The 15,396-nt window shown below is 61.1% G+C and carries 13 protein-coding genes; 6 read left to right on the plus strand and 7 right to left on the minus strand.

Annotated elements, in window-relative coordinates; translation table 11 throughout:
- Positions 1–210 precede the first annotated feature (210 nt).
- Genes F7P65_RS14295 through F7P65_RS14305 form a run of 3 tightly spaced genes read left to right on the plus strand, consistent with a single transcriptional unit; the run spans position 211 to position 1,848 of the window.
- Positions 211–840 carry a TetR/AcrR family transcriptional regulator gene (locus F7P65_RS14295; protein WP_150292851.1) on the plus strand — a complete coding sequence of 210 codons (630 nt, stop codon included), beginning with the start codon at positions 211–213 and terminating at the stop codon, positions 838–840.
- On the plus strand, positions 837–1,331 hold the full coding sequence (locus tag F7P65_RS14300; protein WP_150292853.1) for a carboxymuconolactone decarboxylase family protein: 495 nt from the start codon (positions 837–839) through the stop codon (positions 1,329–1,331). The genes F7P65_RS14295 and F7P65_RS14300 overlap by 4 nt, the downstream gene beginning before the upstream one ends.
- Positions 1,321–1,848 (plus strand): carboxymuconolactone decarboxylase family protein, encoded by a 528-nt coding sequence (locus F7P65_RS14305; RefSeq protein WP_150292855.1) that lies wholly within the window; start codon positions 1,321–1,323, stop codon positions 1,846–1,848. Before F7P65_RS14300 ends, F7P65_RS14305 begins: the two co-directional genes overlap by 11 nt.
- A 262-nt stretch (positions 1,849–2,110) precedes the next feature.
- Here the strand turns inward: F7P65_RS14305 and F7P65_RS14315 are convergent, their stop codons facing one another.
- The 7 genes from F7P65_RS14315 to F7P65_RS14345 form a co-directional block, all read right to left on the minus strand.
- Entirely contained in the window at positions 2,111–4,273 is a 2,163-nt protein-coding gene (locus F7P65_RS14315) for a TonB-dependent receptor (RefSeq protein ID WP_240334306.1), read from the minus strand.
- Positions 4,274–4,456: 183 nt separating this feature from the next.
- Positions 4,457–5,980, minus strand: a complete 1,524-nt coding sequence (locus F7P65_RS14320; protein ID WP_240334307.1) for a DUF1254 domain-containing protein — start codon at positions 5,978–5,980, stop codon at positions 4,457–4,459.
- Positions 5,981–6,439: 459 nt separating this feature from the next.
- The gene (locus tag F7P65_RS14325) at positions 6,440–7,609 is read right to left on the minus strand and encodes a TetR/AcrR family transcriptional regulator (RefSeq protein ID WP_150292859.1); all 1,170 of its coding nucleotides are present in this window, start codon (positions 7,607–7,609) and stop codon (positions 6,440–6,442) included.
- A 168-nt stretch (positions 7,610–7,777) separates the two neighbouring features.
- Positions 7,778–8,272: a VOC family protein gene (locus F7P65_RS14330; RefSeq protein ID WP_162854634.1), complete on the minus strand. Its 495-nt coding sequence runs from the start codon at positions 8,270–8,272 to the stop codon at positions 7,778–7,780.
- A gap of 161 nt (positions 8,273–8,433) precedes the next feature.
- Complete coding sequence (locus F7P65_RS14335) at positions 8,434–9,321, minus strand: hypothetical protein (protein ID WP_150292863.1); 888 nt, start codon at positions 9,319–9,321, stop codon at positions 8,434–8,436.
- The gene (locus F7P65_RS14340; RefSeq protein ID WP_150292865.1) at positions 9,318–10,427 is read right to left on the minus strand and encodes a Gfo/Idh/MocA family protein; all 1,110 of its coding nucleotides are present in this window, start codon (positions 10,425–10,427) and stop codon (positions 9,318–9,320) included. The genes F7P65_RS14335 and F7P65_RS14340 overlap by 4 nt, the downstream gene beginning before the upstream one ends.
- 92 nt (positions 10,428–10,519) lie before the next feature.
- A complete protein-coding gene (locus tag F7P65_RS14345) occupies positions 10,520–11,179 on the minus strand; it encodes a TetR/AcrR family transcriptional regulator (RefSeq protein ID WP_150292867.1) in 660 nt (219 codons plus the stop codon).
- A gap of 461 nt (positions 11,180–11,640) precedes the next feature.
- On the opposite strand from F7P65_RS14345, the gene F7P65_RS14350 reads away from it, so the two are divergent.
- The 3 genes from F7P65_RS14350 (at position 11,641) to F7P65_RS14360 (ending at position 15,349) form a co-directional block, all read left to right on the plus strand.
- Entirely contained in the window at positions 11,641–13,176 is a 1,536-nt protein-coding gene (locus F7P65_RS14350; RefSeq protein ID WP_150292869.1) for a long-chain-fatty-acid--CoA ligase, read from the plus strand.
- A 120-nt stretch (positions 13,177–13,296) separates the two neighbouring features.
- The gene (locus F7P65_RS14355; protein WP_162854635.1) at positions 13,297–14,247 is read left to right on the plus strand and encodes a ketopantoate reductase family protein; all 951 of its coding nucleotides are present in this window, start codon (positions 13,297–13,299) and stop codon (positions 14,245–14,247) included.
- A 241-nt stretch (positions 14,248–14,488) separates the two neighbouring features.
- Entirely contained in the window at positions 14,489–15,349 is an 861-nt protein-coding gene (locus tag F7P65_RS14360; protein WP_150292873.1) for an SDR family NAD(P)-dependent oxidoreductase, read from the plus strand.
- Positions 15,350–15,396: the final 47 nt, after the last annotated feature.

Below are 15,396 nucleotides of genomic sequence, written 5' to 3' on the forward strand. Positions count from 1 at the left end.
TGAGCGTTCCGCCTGCCATCCGATCATGGATCGACAACAGAATGGCGGACGATTGTCTCGATTTTCTCTAATTCGTCATAAGCGATCCCTGACCCAGCCGGTTCGTGCGGTTCACAGAGGAAAGAGGGCGGCGAGCTTCGGCAATTCCGTTGACAAGCAAATCTCCGGCGATTAAAGAACGTTCATTCTGTAATGAGCCGGAGCTGGTGAATGGCTCGCCCTGTAAAATATGATCGCGATCAGGTCGTCGACCTCGCGACCCGGCAATTCTGGGAAGATGGCTTTGCCGCCTGCGATGTCGAAACATTGACGCGCGCCTTGGGGCTTAATCGCCACAGCCTGTACAAAAGCTTCGGAGGCAAGGCGGGCCTGTTCCACGATGCACTGGAACATTATCTCGACCTCGTCACCGCGCCTTATCTCATGTTGCTCGAGAGGGGTGCCGGACTCGACGACATCGTGGCTTATTTCGACATCGCCACGCGGCCGGCAAAGGGGGACGGGCCTGAAGCGATAGCGGAGTTGGACCCGCGAGGCTGCCTCATTGCCAACACGGCGGTCGAAATCGGTCGGTCCGATCCTGAGGTCGCGGCGATTGTCGATCGTTACTATGATCGTGTCGAGCGCGGCTTCGCGGGTCTCGTCATGCGCGGTCAGGCCTCAGGTTCCATACGCAGCGATATCGATCCTGACGCCACTGCGCGATGGCTCCTCCTGACCAGCCAAGGGCTGAGTGTCTCAGCGAGGATGGGACGCGCCGATCCCGGTCTGGCTGCCATCGTCCGCGCGGCGCTCGCACCGCCTGCGCACATTCCTCTTTCGGAGAAGGACTGCCGATGACCGAAACTCTCTCCAGCGTCAATCTAGACGCTGCTCTCTCCAAGGGGGGAGCCGCAGCCGCCGGCTTGACCCGATTGTGGGAGAGCCTCTGGCAACAGGATCATGTCCCGCCTGCACTGCTCGAACTCTGCCGGCTCAACTTCGCGCGGCTGTACAATGACACGGCGGAGTTGGGCGCCGCTATGCCCTATCTCCCGACCGATGCGGTCACCGCAGACCGGCGGCAAGCGGTAATCGAAGGGAAGGCGCATGACAGCGCCCTCTTTTCGGAAGCGGAGAAGGCGGCTCTCTTCTTCGCCGAATATTATTGGATGGATGCCCAATCGATCACGGATGAGGCGGCCGATGCTGTGAAGGCGCATTTCGGGGAGCCCGGCCTGGTCCTGCTGATCGAGGCGTTGGGCTGTATCGATGCCCGGATCCGCACCGCGCGCTGCCTGCGCGACATGGCCGCTTTTGCTCCTGCCATGGAGGCTACGTATGTCCGCTAAACCCCGCGCCACGGGTCCCGGTACACAAACCGGCAATGTCATTCGCGATAGTGCGATGGGTCTCGTGCCCGAAACTGTTTCGCACATCATCGCTCTCAATGGCAGCGTCTGGCGCGACAGCCTGGTGACGCCATCGCTGCTTGAAATTGTCCGGCTGCGCAACGCCCGCACGGTGAATTGCGTCATTTGCAGATCCGTGCGCTACGATGTCGCCCGTCAGGATGGGCTGACCGAGGACCGCGCCGACATGGTCGCCGACGGTTATGAACAGAGCGCGCTCACCACGCGGGAAAAGGCGGCTCTGACACTGGCCGATTCCTATCTTGGATTCCCGGCAGGCGTGAATGCCGATGCCGCAAAGCAGATCACCGGAGAATTTTCAGAAGCGGAGATCGCGTCGTTGCTGGTGGCGTTGATGAACTTCAACATCAGCTCGCGAACGGCCGTGAGCATCGGGGGGATGCCGGAAAATCCCTTGCCGATCATGGAGGTGTCTCTCGCCATCGCCGCGGATTGATCCGCTTGCGCCGGGAGGTCCGGCGCAAGCTGATCGTCGATATTCTTTTCACCAAAGACGAACCATGGTCGATGGCCGCCATGCATATTGGGAAGCGGACCGGCCGCTCGCCGAATGCGTCGATTATACCGGGATCCGATGAGTTCGCCTCATCGGATCCCGGTCAAGCCCGCGCTACGCTTGCGCGTTTCCAAGTGGCGATGCGTCAGCATCTCAGCGACTTGGGATGGCGGCTTCGATCTCTATTGATCGAAAAAAGGAATTAATATTCAAAGACCAGTTCTAATCCGTAGGTTCGCGGTTCACCGAAGATTGCGCCGGGAAGCCCCGTGTTGAAGTGGGTGACATAATATTCCTTGTCGGTCAGGTTCTTCCCGAAGGCCGACAGTCGCCAGGTGCCGAAACCGACCGGAATATCGGACAGCGTCAGGCGCGCGTTGAGCAGACCATAGTCGCCAATGATATATCGCGGATCGGCAGTCGCGGTCGATTTCTTGCTCTGCATGAAATAGTCCACATTGGCGGTCAGCACACCGATCGGCGTTTCGGGGAAGACATATTCAACGCTGGTCGTCAGCGTGTGGTGGGGCGCCTCGATGAAAGTATAGCGATTGGTGATGTCCGCGCCCGTGACGGGATCGTTAATCTGCTGAAACTTCGCATCCAGATAGGCATAGTTGGCAGAGAAGGTCAGGGCGTCCGACGGCTTGGCGGTCAGTTCCAGTTCAAGGCCCTGGATCCGCGCTTTGCCGGCATTGAACACATCCGTGACGGCGACGTTGTTGGGATCGGTCTGGACGTTGGTCTGAATATCCTTGTAGTTCGAACGGAACGCCGAAATGTTGAAGCGCAGCCGGTTGTCGAGCCAGGTCGATTTCAGGCCCAGTTCGAAGGAATCGAGCGTTTCAGGGCCAAATCCTTCATTGAAACGCTGAACCGTGCTAGCGCGCAGATTATAGCCGCCGGTCTTGTAGCCCTTCGAATATTTGGCATAGAAATTGATATCGCGCGTGAAATTATATCCGATCACCGCGCTGGGAGCCAGGTTGGAGAAGCTGTTATCGCCCCTGCCGGTCGGCAGCACGATCGGCGCACCGACCAGCGGGGTACTGGTCTGATCAAGCGTTGCCTTGCGTTCGTCACGCGACCAGCGCAGGCCGCCGGTGACATAGAGTCCGTCGAGGAACTGGGGGCGCCATGTCGCCTGGCCATACAGCGCATAGGCACGGTTATTGACCGTCGCCGCGCGATCGAGCCGCGCACGTCCCGCGGGGATGCTGAAATCCGTGCCGTTGGCCTTTTCATCGAAATAATAGGCGCCCAGCACGTATTCGAGCTGCTTGTCAAAGGCCGAGCCGATCAGTTGCAGTTCTTCGCTCCACTGCTTCTGATTCTGGTTGAAGCCGGTCAGGATGAGCGGGAAGGGACCAGCGGCGCCCGTCAGATAATTCTGATTGGTGTCGTTCGAAAGCTTTCGGTAGCCGGTCAAGGACTTGACCGTGAGCGTGTCGGACACTTCCCAGCTCGCGGTGAAATTATGCCCCTGCGAGCGAACGTCATTGCGCTCGAGATTCCGCACGAAAGGCGAACCTTCGCTCGGACGGTCGGCGACGAGCGGATAGAAGGGCGCCGCGACGATATAGGGCGGCGTATCGTTGATGTCCGAGCGGTCGTAGCTGTAACGCAGGTCAAGCCCGTCCACCGGCTGCCAATGCACGGCGGCGCGATAGCCGTCGCGACGCTGGTCGCCCCAGCGGTCGACGCCTGTACCCGGATTCTTGACGAAGCCGTTCTTCTCGCTGTGCAGATAGGCCAGTTCGACGGCGAGCGTGTCGCCGATCGGCACGTTGATGCTGGTGCGGGTGCGGAACTGGTCGTAATTTCCGTAAGTCAGGCTTTGCTTGGCATGGAACTCACCCAGCACCGGGGCGCGGGTGATATAGTTGATCGCGCCGCCGGTCGCGTTGCGGCCATAGAGCGAGCCCTGCGGGCCGCGCAGCACTTCGATCCGCTCGACATCGGCGATTTCGGCCGACAGCCCCTGCCCGCGTGCGATGTAGATGCCGTCCAGATAGATGGCGACACTGGGATCGACCGTGATCTGGTCGTCATTGTTGCCCACGCCGCGAATGAACACGCGCGCGGTGGTCGCGCTGTTGGGGTGCGGGGTGACCTGAAGCGCGGGCACCTGCGAACGCAGGTCGGTCAGATCGACAATGCCCTTCTTCTCCAGCATCGCGCTGGTCATCGCCACGATCGAGATGGGCGTTTTCTGGAGCGATTCCGACCGCTTCTGGGCCGTCACGACAATTTCCCCCAGCCCGGAATCCGGGGCGGCCCCATCGGCGCCCTCTTGGGCCATCGCCGGCGCAGCTACAATGGCTATGGCCAGAGCGGCAACAGCGCTCGTCGTCCTGTAGTTCATCTGATCAATCTCACCTTATTATAAACATAGTGCGGATGGGGGACGGCCCTCCACCCTGTCTGGACGGCCGCGATGAGAGCGGGTTTCGATCCGACGGCGTCAGATCGAAACCCGCTCTATTCCTTGTTTTACCGTGATGTCCTGTCCGTCAGATGATGCCACCGACGGGCAGCTGTTTTCCGTTCAGCGGGCCGGTTCGATTCTGGGCATGGGGTAGCTGCCATCCACCAAAGGCGCCTTGGGACCATAGAAGCGCGCAGCCAGCTGGAACGTGTCGCCGCGCGCGGTGGGAAGCCAGTTACGGGCCTTGTCCGGATCGGTCGGCTTGTCAGGCTGAAGGTAGAAGGTGACGTGGTTGTCGCGCACCGTATAGGCGCCATGCGCCAGCAAATAGCTTGTCGTGCTGTAGCGGTTGATCGGATTGGGAATGAAATAACCGGCCGAATCGTAAACGGGCAATTCCCAAAACTCTGTCACCGGCGGCAGATTGGCCAGATCCAGCGTCAGCGTGTAGCGCTGGTTGCCGTCAAGCGGCTTTCCATGACTGTCCTGAAAGACATAGGCGATACTGTGGGACTGGTAGGGAACCGGCGTTCCCCATGCGACGTCATCGACGCCGGCCTTGGCGACATAATCCAGATCGTCATAGAAGAGGCTCGATTGCAACCGCCAGCCGTTCATGTCGATCAGGCTTGCTTCCAGGGCTTGCTTGGCCTTGCGGCGCGCAGCGTCGAACCCGGCCTGCGCGGCGGCCATTTCCGCGGGCGAAATCCGGGCGGCATCCAGCAGGACGCCTTCGCGAAGGCCCAGCCGGGACAGGCGGGCCAGGGTGGCGGTCTCCTTGACGGAATCGGTGCGGCGCGTGATGGACGGATCGTTGATGGAAAGGCTGAGCAATTGCAGGAAGTCGGTCGCCGTCATGGTCCGTCCATAATCGACGATCTGCCGCATCCGGGGGAAGGTGCGATAGCGGCCCGGGACGGCCGGTTGCTCCGCCAACGGCGGAACCTTGCCGCCATTGGCCGACCATAGGCTGAGCGGTGCCACGGCGACGCCACGGACGACCTTGCGCGCGCCGGCCATGTCCGCCTCATCGCGCGTCGTCACTGCCACGCGCGTCGTGAGCATGAAGCTGTTGGACGTGGCCCGCACAATTTCCGTCGAGCGGAAGCCGGCGGGGATGGCGCCCCGCCAATGCGGCCCGACGATGAGATAGCGTTGCGCGCCATTGCCGGTGAATTGCGATCCGACCATCAGGAACCAGTTGGCGTTCTGATCGAGCGCCTGAGTGCTCCAATAGCGCTTGTCCGTCACGGCGGGTGCTTCGACAACGATGGGCTCTTGCGAAACGTCGAACGCACCGCCCGAATAGAGCGTCGATGCATTGATCGTCGTCGCAAAGCGCGCCGATGCATCCATCAGCTTGTCGTTCGCCTGCAGCCGGTTGACGCCGTGGAACACGGGGCTGCCTTCCATCTGCGTGTAGACGTGACGCAGTTCATAGAAGCCGGCGATGTTGAGTCCCCAGTAAAAGGCCTCTGCGCTCAACGCTTCGATCTCTGCCTTCGACAGGCCAGCATCGAAACCCGTAGAGGGTAAAGCTGCTGGAGCGGCGGGCGCGGTTTGGGGGGCGCTCACCGGGGCCGCGGACAGGGCTGAGGCAGCGAGCATCGAAGCGGCAAGGGACGTCATCAGGCGGTAAGACATGGGTTGGCTTTCACGCAAAGAACGGTTCCAGAACAATGGCTTGTCTAGACCTTGAGTTGAAATCAGGCGGGCGGCGTCGCGATAAGCGATGAAACGGCACTTTTGTCGTGGGGGGCTTTGATTAAGCCCGTGCGGCGATTGAGCATTTGCAACGCGTGATGTCTCAGCATCTCAGCGCCCTGGTATAAAATGTCATGCCAGCGATGGTGGGGGCCATGGCGGAAAGCCGGCGCCTGCGTTTCGGCAGCGCCCGATCGGGCGCGCAGAATCCTGGCTGTCCTATATTTCACCCCTCACCCTCCCTCATTGCCCTGCGGTAAACTGCACAAATGAACAGCTATATCGGGCATCGATTCGTCAGCGATCTAACAATTTGCGTAGAATATATCGCTATGTTCTAAGCATATGTCCAATCACGCCCTCGCGTCAAGGGATTAGTGCACGAACGTACAGTGGCCTTCAGCCGAACAGCCGGGTCAGCCAGACATCCGAAACATCGTCCAGAATGGCAGCGCGCTCTGCGGCCGGTTGCAGCAAGGCTTTCTGGACGAGAAATACCGAAGTCGCTGCCCAGAGGATTCCGTCCAGTCGATCGGTCTGGCGGTAGCCGCGCGCGGCGAGCCAGCGGATGCCGTCCAGTCCGCGGACGCGACGCACGGCCGTGGCGAACTGCCCCCGTTCGGGACTGCGGATGGCGGCCGTCATGAAGGCGGTCAGCGTCGCCATTTCGGGGCGCTCCTCCTGTCGCTCATCCAGCATGATCCGCGACATGAACATGGGCGGCGGCACGCTGCCGTCGACGACCGCATTCATGGCCCGCGCCTGCACGTCATAGGCTGCGTCGGCGACAATGTCGTCCTTGGTCGGGTAGAAATAGGTCGTCGACGCCACCGAAAGCCCCGCCTCTGCGGCGATCTTTCGGTGGGTCAGCGCTTCAATCCCGCCTTTGCCGCTGAGCCTTATGGTGGCATCCACAATTTGTTGCTTGCCTGTCGGCCGGACAGCCCTTGCAAGGGGCTCTGGCGGACTCCATGGCGGCTGCAACTGGACTTCGCGCCGCGCCAGCCGGTCCGCGAGGCGCGCGATTATGCGAGCGATGCGGGCATCGCGAAGAACGGGAGTCCGGTCGAGCATAACCAACGGAATCATGCCTTGCGCGGCGGCTGCCCAAATGGCTTTTCCCTCACGATCTTCATCCGCGATGACCGGCAGGTTCTGCCAGAACCGATCCGCGCGATCCCAGGCCCTGCACATGATGGTCCGAGCGGCCTGTTCGGCTTCAGTGTCGCGGAGAAATCGGTCGATTTCGGACAGCGCGATGATGGCGAGGCCCTGCTCGTCGAGCAGGCGATGCAGAATCGCCATGATACATGCCGCCGGCCCTGCAAAGGCCAGTTGTTCCTCGTCGAACGCATCAATCAGGCGAGAGCGGCTGGCAGCAACGGCATTTTCGATATGATCGAGCAACGCCACAAGCAGGCGCTCCCGCGTTTTGAAATGATAGACGATCGCCGAAGAAGTGACCCCCGCCGCCGCTGCCACCGACCGCATGGTCACGGCTCCCAGCCCTTGATCCAGGCAGAGCCGCATCGTTGCGGCCAGGATGTGATCGACCTGATTGCTCACCATTTTGCTCCTATTGAGCGAATGGCGGCTTACTCGCCAGCCGGCAAGTCCCAAAAAAGTTGATCCCCATTGCCATTCGCCTCCGTCCGGCTTTGTTGCCTCACAAGCTGACGGATTCCCTTGACGGATCGGTCGTCATGGGCGGGAGAGGGGAATGTTCATACTCCACCCTCAGGTCCCGGTGGTCGGATCCCCATCCTCAGGATATTGCAGCAGTTCCAGCACCAGCGGATCGTCGTCGCGCTCAAAATAGCCGAAAGCAACGTGAGGGGAGAGGCGGTCATGCCACACCGTTTCATAGCCCTTCGCCTGGAGCTTCGCCGCCCATTGGTCCAGATCGTCCACGCGGAAGCGCAAGTGGTGCATACCGTCGCGGCCCTTTTCCAGAAAGTCGCGATGTGGCGTGTCTCCCGAAATCCACTCGATCAGCTCGATTTCCAGATCGCCGATCCGCCCGAAGGCGAACTTCAGTTCATAGGCGCTGCGGGAGCGGCCCTGATAAGAAGCCTTTTGCGGCCCGTAATCCGTCTTGCTGAACGGACCGAAAAGCGGATCATAATGGGCAATCGCCTGGTCAAGATCGCGCACGACAAATCCTATCTGGTCGGGCGCGGGCAAGCCCAATTGTGCCAGCTCTTCCCTCACTTTCACATCCGCCGCCGTCATGGTCCATTCTCCCTCGTGAATATGGGTGATCTCGCCGGCCTTCGAGGACGGATGAAGGCGGTCGCGAAGCATAGCATCGCCCGCTTCTTTTCGTCCAGCGACGAGCGCAGCCGAGCGAGAAATGGCAGGAACAGTCGACACGGCTTGGCCTTTCACCACCGTCAGGGAATGATTTCCCGTCCCTCGCCGAATATCAGCGATGCCTCCCGGCTATCGACATCGTCCCGGTGACCACGCCAGCCCAGCGCTTCGCGCGCCTGTGCTGGCGGCAGGTGCAATATGTCCTCGAAACGGGCGGCAAACAGCATGTCGGATTGCTGGCCGACCTCATAGCCATAGCTCAGATTCCGCCATAATGTCGGCCATGCGCCGGGATAATGCAGCATGGTCCGCGTCATCCACGGGAACATGATGAGCGTGTTGACGGTCATCAGCGCACCCGCCAGCTCCGGTCCCAGATGGCGGAAAGCATTGCCCGTCACCACGCCGGTGATGAAATATTCCGCGACCGACCCGAAACCGACTTCGCCCAATATATGGTAGCAGTCATGGGTCTGTCCCATGCGCAGGTTCCAATAGTCGAGCATATTGGCAGGCTTCCAGTCAGGATCAGCCAGGATACGCGAATTGAGTTCGGGCGAAAGGTCAAATTCGTCCATATAGTCGAACAGTTTCCGCCCGACCGATCCTTCCGGATAGATGCGCAGGTCTTCCTTCGAATAGGTCGACACGAAAGCCTTCGTCAGCCAGCGGTCGAAGGCGGGATTGCGTGCCCGCTCCTGCGCCACCAGCTTTTCGGCATGGTCGATATCACGCACCTGATCCACCGCCTCCATCAGCGTCGGCAGGCCATAGAGCAGCGGATAATCATGCCCGTTGCGGCGCAGGCTTTCGGTCGCCGTCCACTCACGAACGCGCGCATCGTTCAGCCAGCGGGAGGAACTGATTGGCACGCTGCTCTCCGTTCGGATCTTGCGGCGGCCGTTGAGGTAGAAGACAGGATTTCCAGCGGAAACGTCATCGATTTTCGGGTCTGCATCGGCGCTCATGCGGCAACTCCGGCAATGAGGGGGGAAGGGGCATCCAGCCGCGCGAGCATCCTCTGAATGGCGACGGCGCGATGGAAATCGGGGGTTACGGGCGCATCGACGCGGATCGCATCGCCCAGATCGGCATAGAGATTGCCGATCGACGAAAGCGCTTCTCGCGAGGCGAAGCTGCCGGGATAGGCGCTGTAGCGATCCGGTTCGGCAGGGATGGCGGCGCAGTCAAGTTCGGGCGCAATGGCAATCGGCTCGAACGGCCCGCCATGGCGCGCACCGTGCAGGATCAGGGACTCGATTGCGGGAAGGGACGCGTCGCGGGTCGACAACAGCAGCGTTCCCTCGCTACCCTCGATCCGCCATGTGCATCCCATGCCGTTGAGGCTCACCCCGGCAAGGTCAAGGTTGAACAGCGCGCCATTTTGCAGGCTGCCATGGAATTGCAAATGATCGAACGCGTCCCGCTCGATTGGCGCGCCGGTTTCATCGACAGGCGGCAGATGGATGGCGCTGCGCATCGCACATTCGGCGATCCCACCGCCATAATGGTCGATCGCGTCGATCAGATGGCCGCCATAGATGGACAAGAGAGTCGTGCCCCCGGCCCGCGTCGCCATGGCGCGCATGACCGGGCCGAATATCCGGGCGTGGACGCTCACGCTATAGAGCCGCCCGACATACCCCTCCGCCATCAGCCGTGCCGCCTGGCGCAGCGCGGGCGATCCATGCAAATGCAGGCCGATCATCGCCTTCACCCCCTGACGCCCGGCAAGCGTTGCCAGTTCTTCAGCCTGCGCCACACTGGCCGCCAATGGCCATTCGCAATAGACATGCTTGCCCGCCGCCAGCGCCGCATAAGCGATGGCATGGTGATGGGGTGCCTTCACGCAAATGGCGACCAGATCGACGTCGGGATGCGCCGCCAATGCGCGATGATCGGTGAACCAGAGCGGCGCGCGGAACTGCTGCGCGGCCCGGCTGGCGCTGTCCTCCCGCGTGGTGCAGACGGCCTGCAAGGTGAAGCCGGGCAGATTCTGGATGACCCGGCGATGCACGCCCGATCCCCAGCCATAGTCCGGATTCGCTCCTACCACACCCACACGGATCGCCATCGGCGCCTCTCCTCAGCCGCTCAATTTTTGAGACTATACTCTGAGTCTAGTTTCAAGTCCAGCGGTGCGAAAAGACCAATCCGTTGACTGGATCATTCATGGAGAAACAGCGCAATCTCCTCCCCCACCAGTTCCAGGCTGATCCCGGCATCGTCCGGCGACAGTTCGCCCCTCGCCACTTCGGCACACACCATCGCCACCCGGTTGAACAGCAGGCGGATTCTCGCCCGCGTCCGCCGCGCCCCGTCGCTCGGCCCCTTTGCATCCGCAAAGCCTGTCCCTTCCACTGCGGCGACCAGATCGATCAGCGCTTCGGCATCGCTCAGGATGCGAGCGCGAAAACTCCGCTCGAACAGTTGAAGTTGAGCGATCAACGAGGTCACATTGCGATGTTCCAGATGAATGCCGACAAAGTCGTTCAGCCATTGCCTGATCCCGGCGCGATCCTTCCGCGCCAAGGATGGGAGACGGGCGAAAAGAGCGGTCGTCTGTGGCGCAATCTCGTCATAGATCGCGCAGGCCAGTTCAAACTTGGATTCGAAATGGGCGTAGAAAGTCGCCCGGCTGACCCCCGCCGCGCGGATGATATTGTCGATCTTGGCTTCGCTGTAGCTCGCATCGGCGAAGACCTGCCGTGCCGCGAGCAGGATGGAGGCGCGCGTCGTCGCCCTCCGCCGTTCCAGATAGGCCGCCCGCCCCGGTTTGAGCTGGATAATGCTCTCTTCCGTCCCGCTCTTCGTCACCGCTGTCATCTGTTCCCTCATTCTGGCAGGCGGTCCGTCCGATCAGATCGACAGCCATCGCAGCACTTATTGCATAATGCGACACGTCATGGATCGGCACAACGACCTTGCCATGGCCCTGCTCCTTCGCCCGAGCAGCGGTGCTCAGGCGATGCTCGATTACAAACAGCGTCGCCTGCCTTCCGCGCTGGGCTGTTTGAGCCGGTCCAGTTTGAAAAGATGCACGCCGGATCGGTGTAAAAACGGCGGCCTGATACCTGTCCGATCCCAGCGATCCGCTGAGGGCGGTGAATCGCCCAAGCCTTCAGACGCTATCCTGCTCATCGCTTGGGCAGGCAAGATGCTATTCCTTCAGCAAAAAGCCCGACCGTAACGCACAAATTTTTCCACGACGCCTAGCAGATGGTTGACAGGAGTGGAGCCATTAACTTACCAAAGGGTAAGTTTCTATTGCAGGGGCTCCTCTGGCCATGTATCTCACCCAGGGCCTTCATCGTTGTTTGCAGAAACAGCCCGATACGATTGCGACGATCGCCGGGGAACGTCGGCAGACCTACCGGATGCTCGCGCTTCGGGTGGCAAAACTGGCGGGGGCGTTCGGGGCGCTTGGCATCGCGCGCGGGGACCGGATTGCGTATCTGGGGCTTAATTCGGATTGCTACACCGAATTCTATTTTGCGACTTTCTGGGCGGGCGCGGTCGTGAACCCCGTCAACACCCGCTGGAACGCGTCCGAAATTGCCTATGCTCTGAACGATTCTGGAAGCAGGGTTCTTCTCGCAGACGCAATCATTGTCCCCATGCTGGACGAGATCCGCGCGATGGTTCCGGATTTGCGGCACATCATATGGATAGGCGACTCCGGCCAGCCCGACGGCACGTTGGATTATGAGGCGCTCATAGACGAAAATTTGCCGGTGCCCGATGTTCGTTGCGGCGGCGAAGCGCTGGCGGGACTCTTCTATACCGGGGGAACCACCGGCTTTCCCAAGGGCGTGATGCTGACCCACCGGAATCTGGTGACGAGCGCCCTCGGTGCGGGGTTGATGCGCTTCATCCATCCCGCGACAACCTTCCTTCATGCAGCGCCGATGTTTCACGCGGGCGATTTCTCCGGATGGCTGATAACGGCGGTAACGGGCGGCACCCATGTCACGGTGCCCGCGTTCAGTCCGCAAGCCGTCTTGAGCGCGATCGAAGCGCATCGTGTCACCGATACGATATTGGTGCCAACCATGTTGCAGATGCTCGTCGATGCGCGGGAATTGAAGGATTTCGACTTATCGTCGCTTCGTCACATCGGCTATGGCGGATCGCCGGTTTCCGACGCCATTCTCATGCGCGCGCAACAAGCGCTTCCGGGCGTGGCGCTGTGTCAGGCTTATGGGCAAACCGAGCTATCGACCTTTGCCACGATGCTGATGCCCGAGGAGCATATCCCGGGCAGTCCCCGGCTGCGTTCCGCGGGACGGGCGGTCGTCCACGCCGAAGTCGGCGTCGTCGACGCCGATGATCATTTCCTCCCGGCCGGAAAGATCGGGGAGATAGTCGCACGCGGCGGACACATGATGGTGGGCTACTGGAACAAGCCTGAGGAAACCGCCCTGGCACTGCGAAACGGCTGGCTGCACACCGGGGACATGGGACGCCTCGACGACGATGGTTATCTTTATATCGTCGATCGGCTCAAGGACATGATCATCACCGGCGGCGAAAATGTCTTTTCCACCGAGGTCGAGAATGCGCTTGCGCGTCACCCTGCCGTTGCGGCGTGCGCCGTGATCGGCCTGCCTGACGAGAAATGGGGGGAACGGGTCCACGCGGCGGTCGTCCTGAAGCATGGCACGGTTGCGAGCGCGGGTGAATTGCGGGATCATGTGAAGACGCTGATTGCAGGTTACAAATGTCCGCAGTCGATCGACATCGTCGATGCATTGCCCGTTTCAGGTACAGGCAAGGTGCTCAAACGCGCATTGCGTGAGCGCCACCTCAGTCGAACGAACTGACAGCCTATCTGCCATGTGGCTGCATTGCGCCGATGGATCCATCTCGGGATGTTCGGCGGAAGGGCCACGATGGCGTCCTCTCATCGTAGCGGGGCAGGGGTGTTGATGCGATTTGCAATAATGGGTGCCGGTGCCCTCGGTTCGGTCTTCGCCAGCCGTCTCGCAGCCGCAGGGCATGACGTCCTTCTGGTCGGGCGCTCCGGCGCCCATGTGGAAGCCATCAGGTCCGGTGGTTTGCTGCTGACCGACGCACACGGACGCAGGGAGGCCGCAGGCGCATTCGAGGCACGAACCGACTTGACGTGCTGTGCATCTGCCGACGTCATTATCATCCTTACAAAATCGCAGGATTGTGTCGCGGCGATGCTGCAATCCGCCGTGCTGGCCGGCCCGCAATCGATCTCGGTCGTCCTCGCGAATGGAATTGGCCATATGGAAGCCATTGAGGCGGCCTGTGGAGCTCGACTGTTGGCTGCTGGCGCCACCACTGTCGGCGCGCGCGTCGTCCAGCCGGGCCACGTCGAGATAACGGGCGGCACGGCCGAGCGGGCGACCGGCGCCTCCTTCGGTCCGTGGGCGCAGAGCTGCGCCTTGGTCGAGTTGCAGCCGATTGCGGAAGCGCTGACGCTCGCCGGCTGCCCATCCGAAGCGCTGGCGGACATAAGGCCGCTCATCTGGACCAAATTTGCGATGGCGTGCGCGATGAACGCGGCGGGCGCGATCACGGGCCTGCCCGTCCGGGATCTGATTGCCTCCCGATCGGCCTGTGAGTTGCTTATCGACGTGATCGACGAAATTGTTTTGATCGGGCGCGCGAAGGGCATCGCACTTGATCCAGTTGCCGTGCAGCGGACTGCCTTCGAAACTTACCGGAACGCTCCGGGTCACCTGCCCTCGATGGCCGTCGATATGCGAGCAGGACGTCCAACGGAAGTAGATGCGCTGAATGCGGCAGTGGTCCGCGAAGCCGGTCTCCTTGGCATGGCGGCGCCTGTCAATGCCTGCTTGACGCAACTCGTCCGCGCGATGGAGGAGGCACGTGACGCGCAAAGCCGGTCTGGAACGCATTGAGATTGCAACTGCCCGCACATTAAATTACCCGTGGGTAATTTAACTGTTTCCGCACTGTGGGCCATTTGCTAAGGTTGCCGTCATTTTCCTCTCATGGTGGCGGTTGAATGGCAGAGAGTAGGGCGGACATGAGGCAGTCCTGTGATATTGGATCATGCATGCGGCGCCTGAAAGTCGGGCCGACCCGCTTGCGACCGGCGGCAAATGGCCTGTTCCATCGTCAAATGCGAGCTAGGCGCGCGTGACGGCCGTCCTCCGATACGGCAGAACGGACGAGGAACTGGCCGACCTGCCCGTTGGGCTGGCGGAGGGAAGTTTCGCGGGTCAGGTCGCCATTGTCTCCGGCGCGGGATCGGGTATTGGCCGCGCAACCGCCCATTGGCTGGCTCGCCTGGGCGCGCATGTCGTGCTGTGCGGGCGCGATGCGGAAAAGTTGCATTCGGTGTCGGCGGCGCTGGCTTCCTACTCCGTCAAGACGCTTGTATATCCGCTGTCGATCCGTGATGTCGACGCCGTAGAGGCGCTCCATGCCGCGGCGTGGACGGAATTCGGCAAGGTCGACATATTGGTCAACAATGCGGGAGGACAGTTTCCGCAGGCTGCCATCGACTATAGTCCGGGAGGGTGGAGCGCCGTGATCGACACCAACCTGACCGGAACCTGGTATATGATGCAAGCGGCGGCGCGAAAATGGCGCGACGCCGGACAGGCCGGTTCCATCGTGAATGTCGTGGCCGTAGTGGACCGGGGTATGCCCGGCATCGCGCATACTTGCGCCGCGCGCGCGGGCGTGATCGGTCTGAGCCGCACCGTTGCGGTGGAATGGGCACCATTGAACATCCGCGTGAACTGCGTTGCTCCCGGGGTCATCTCGACCGAAGGCGTCAATGTCTATCCGCCTGAATTACACGCCGCCTTCGCGCAGACCAATCCGATGAAGCGCTATGGCGAAGTGGAAGACATCGCCAACGCCATCTGCTTTCTCGCGGGCAGGACGGGACGCTTTATGACGGGGGAAGTCATGGCCGTTGATGGCGGCGCCCGCCTTTGGGGCGACCAATGGACGATTCCGAAACCGGATTATTTCAAGGTTTCGGAATAATCTTTGCCGGCTGTTATTTGGGCAGGAGGCCGCGTGTCAGATTGTCG

It is taken from the genome of Sphingobium estronivorans (assembly GCF_008692605.1).
Taxonomy (GTDB): Bacteria; Pseudomonadota; Alphaproteobacteria; order Sphingomonadales; family Sphingomonadaceae; genus Sphingobium; species Sphingobium estronivorans.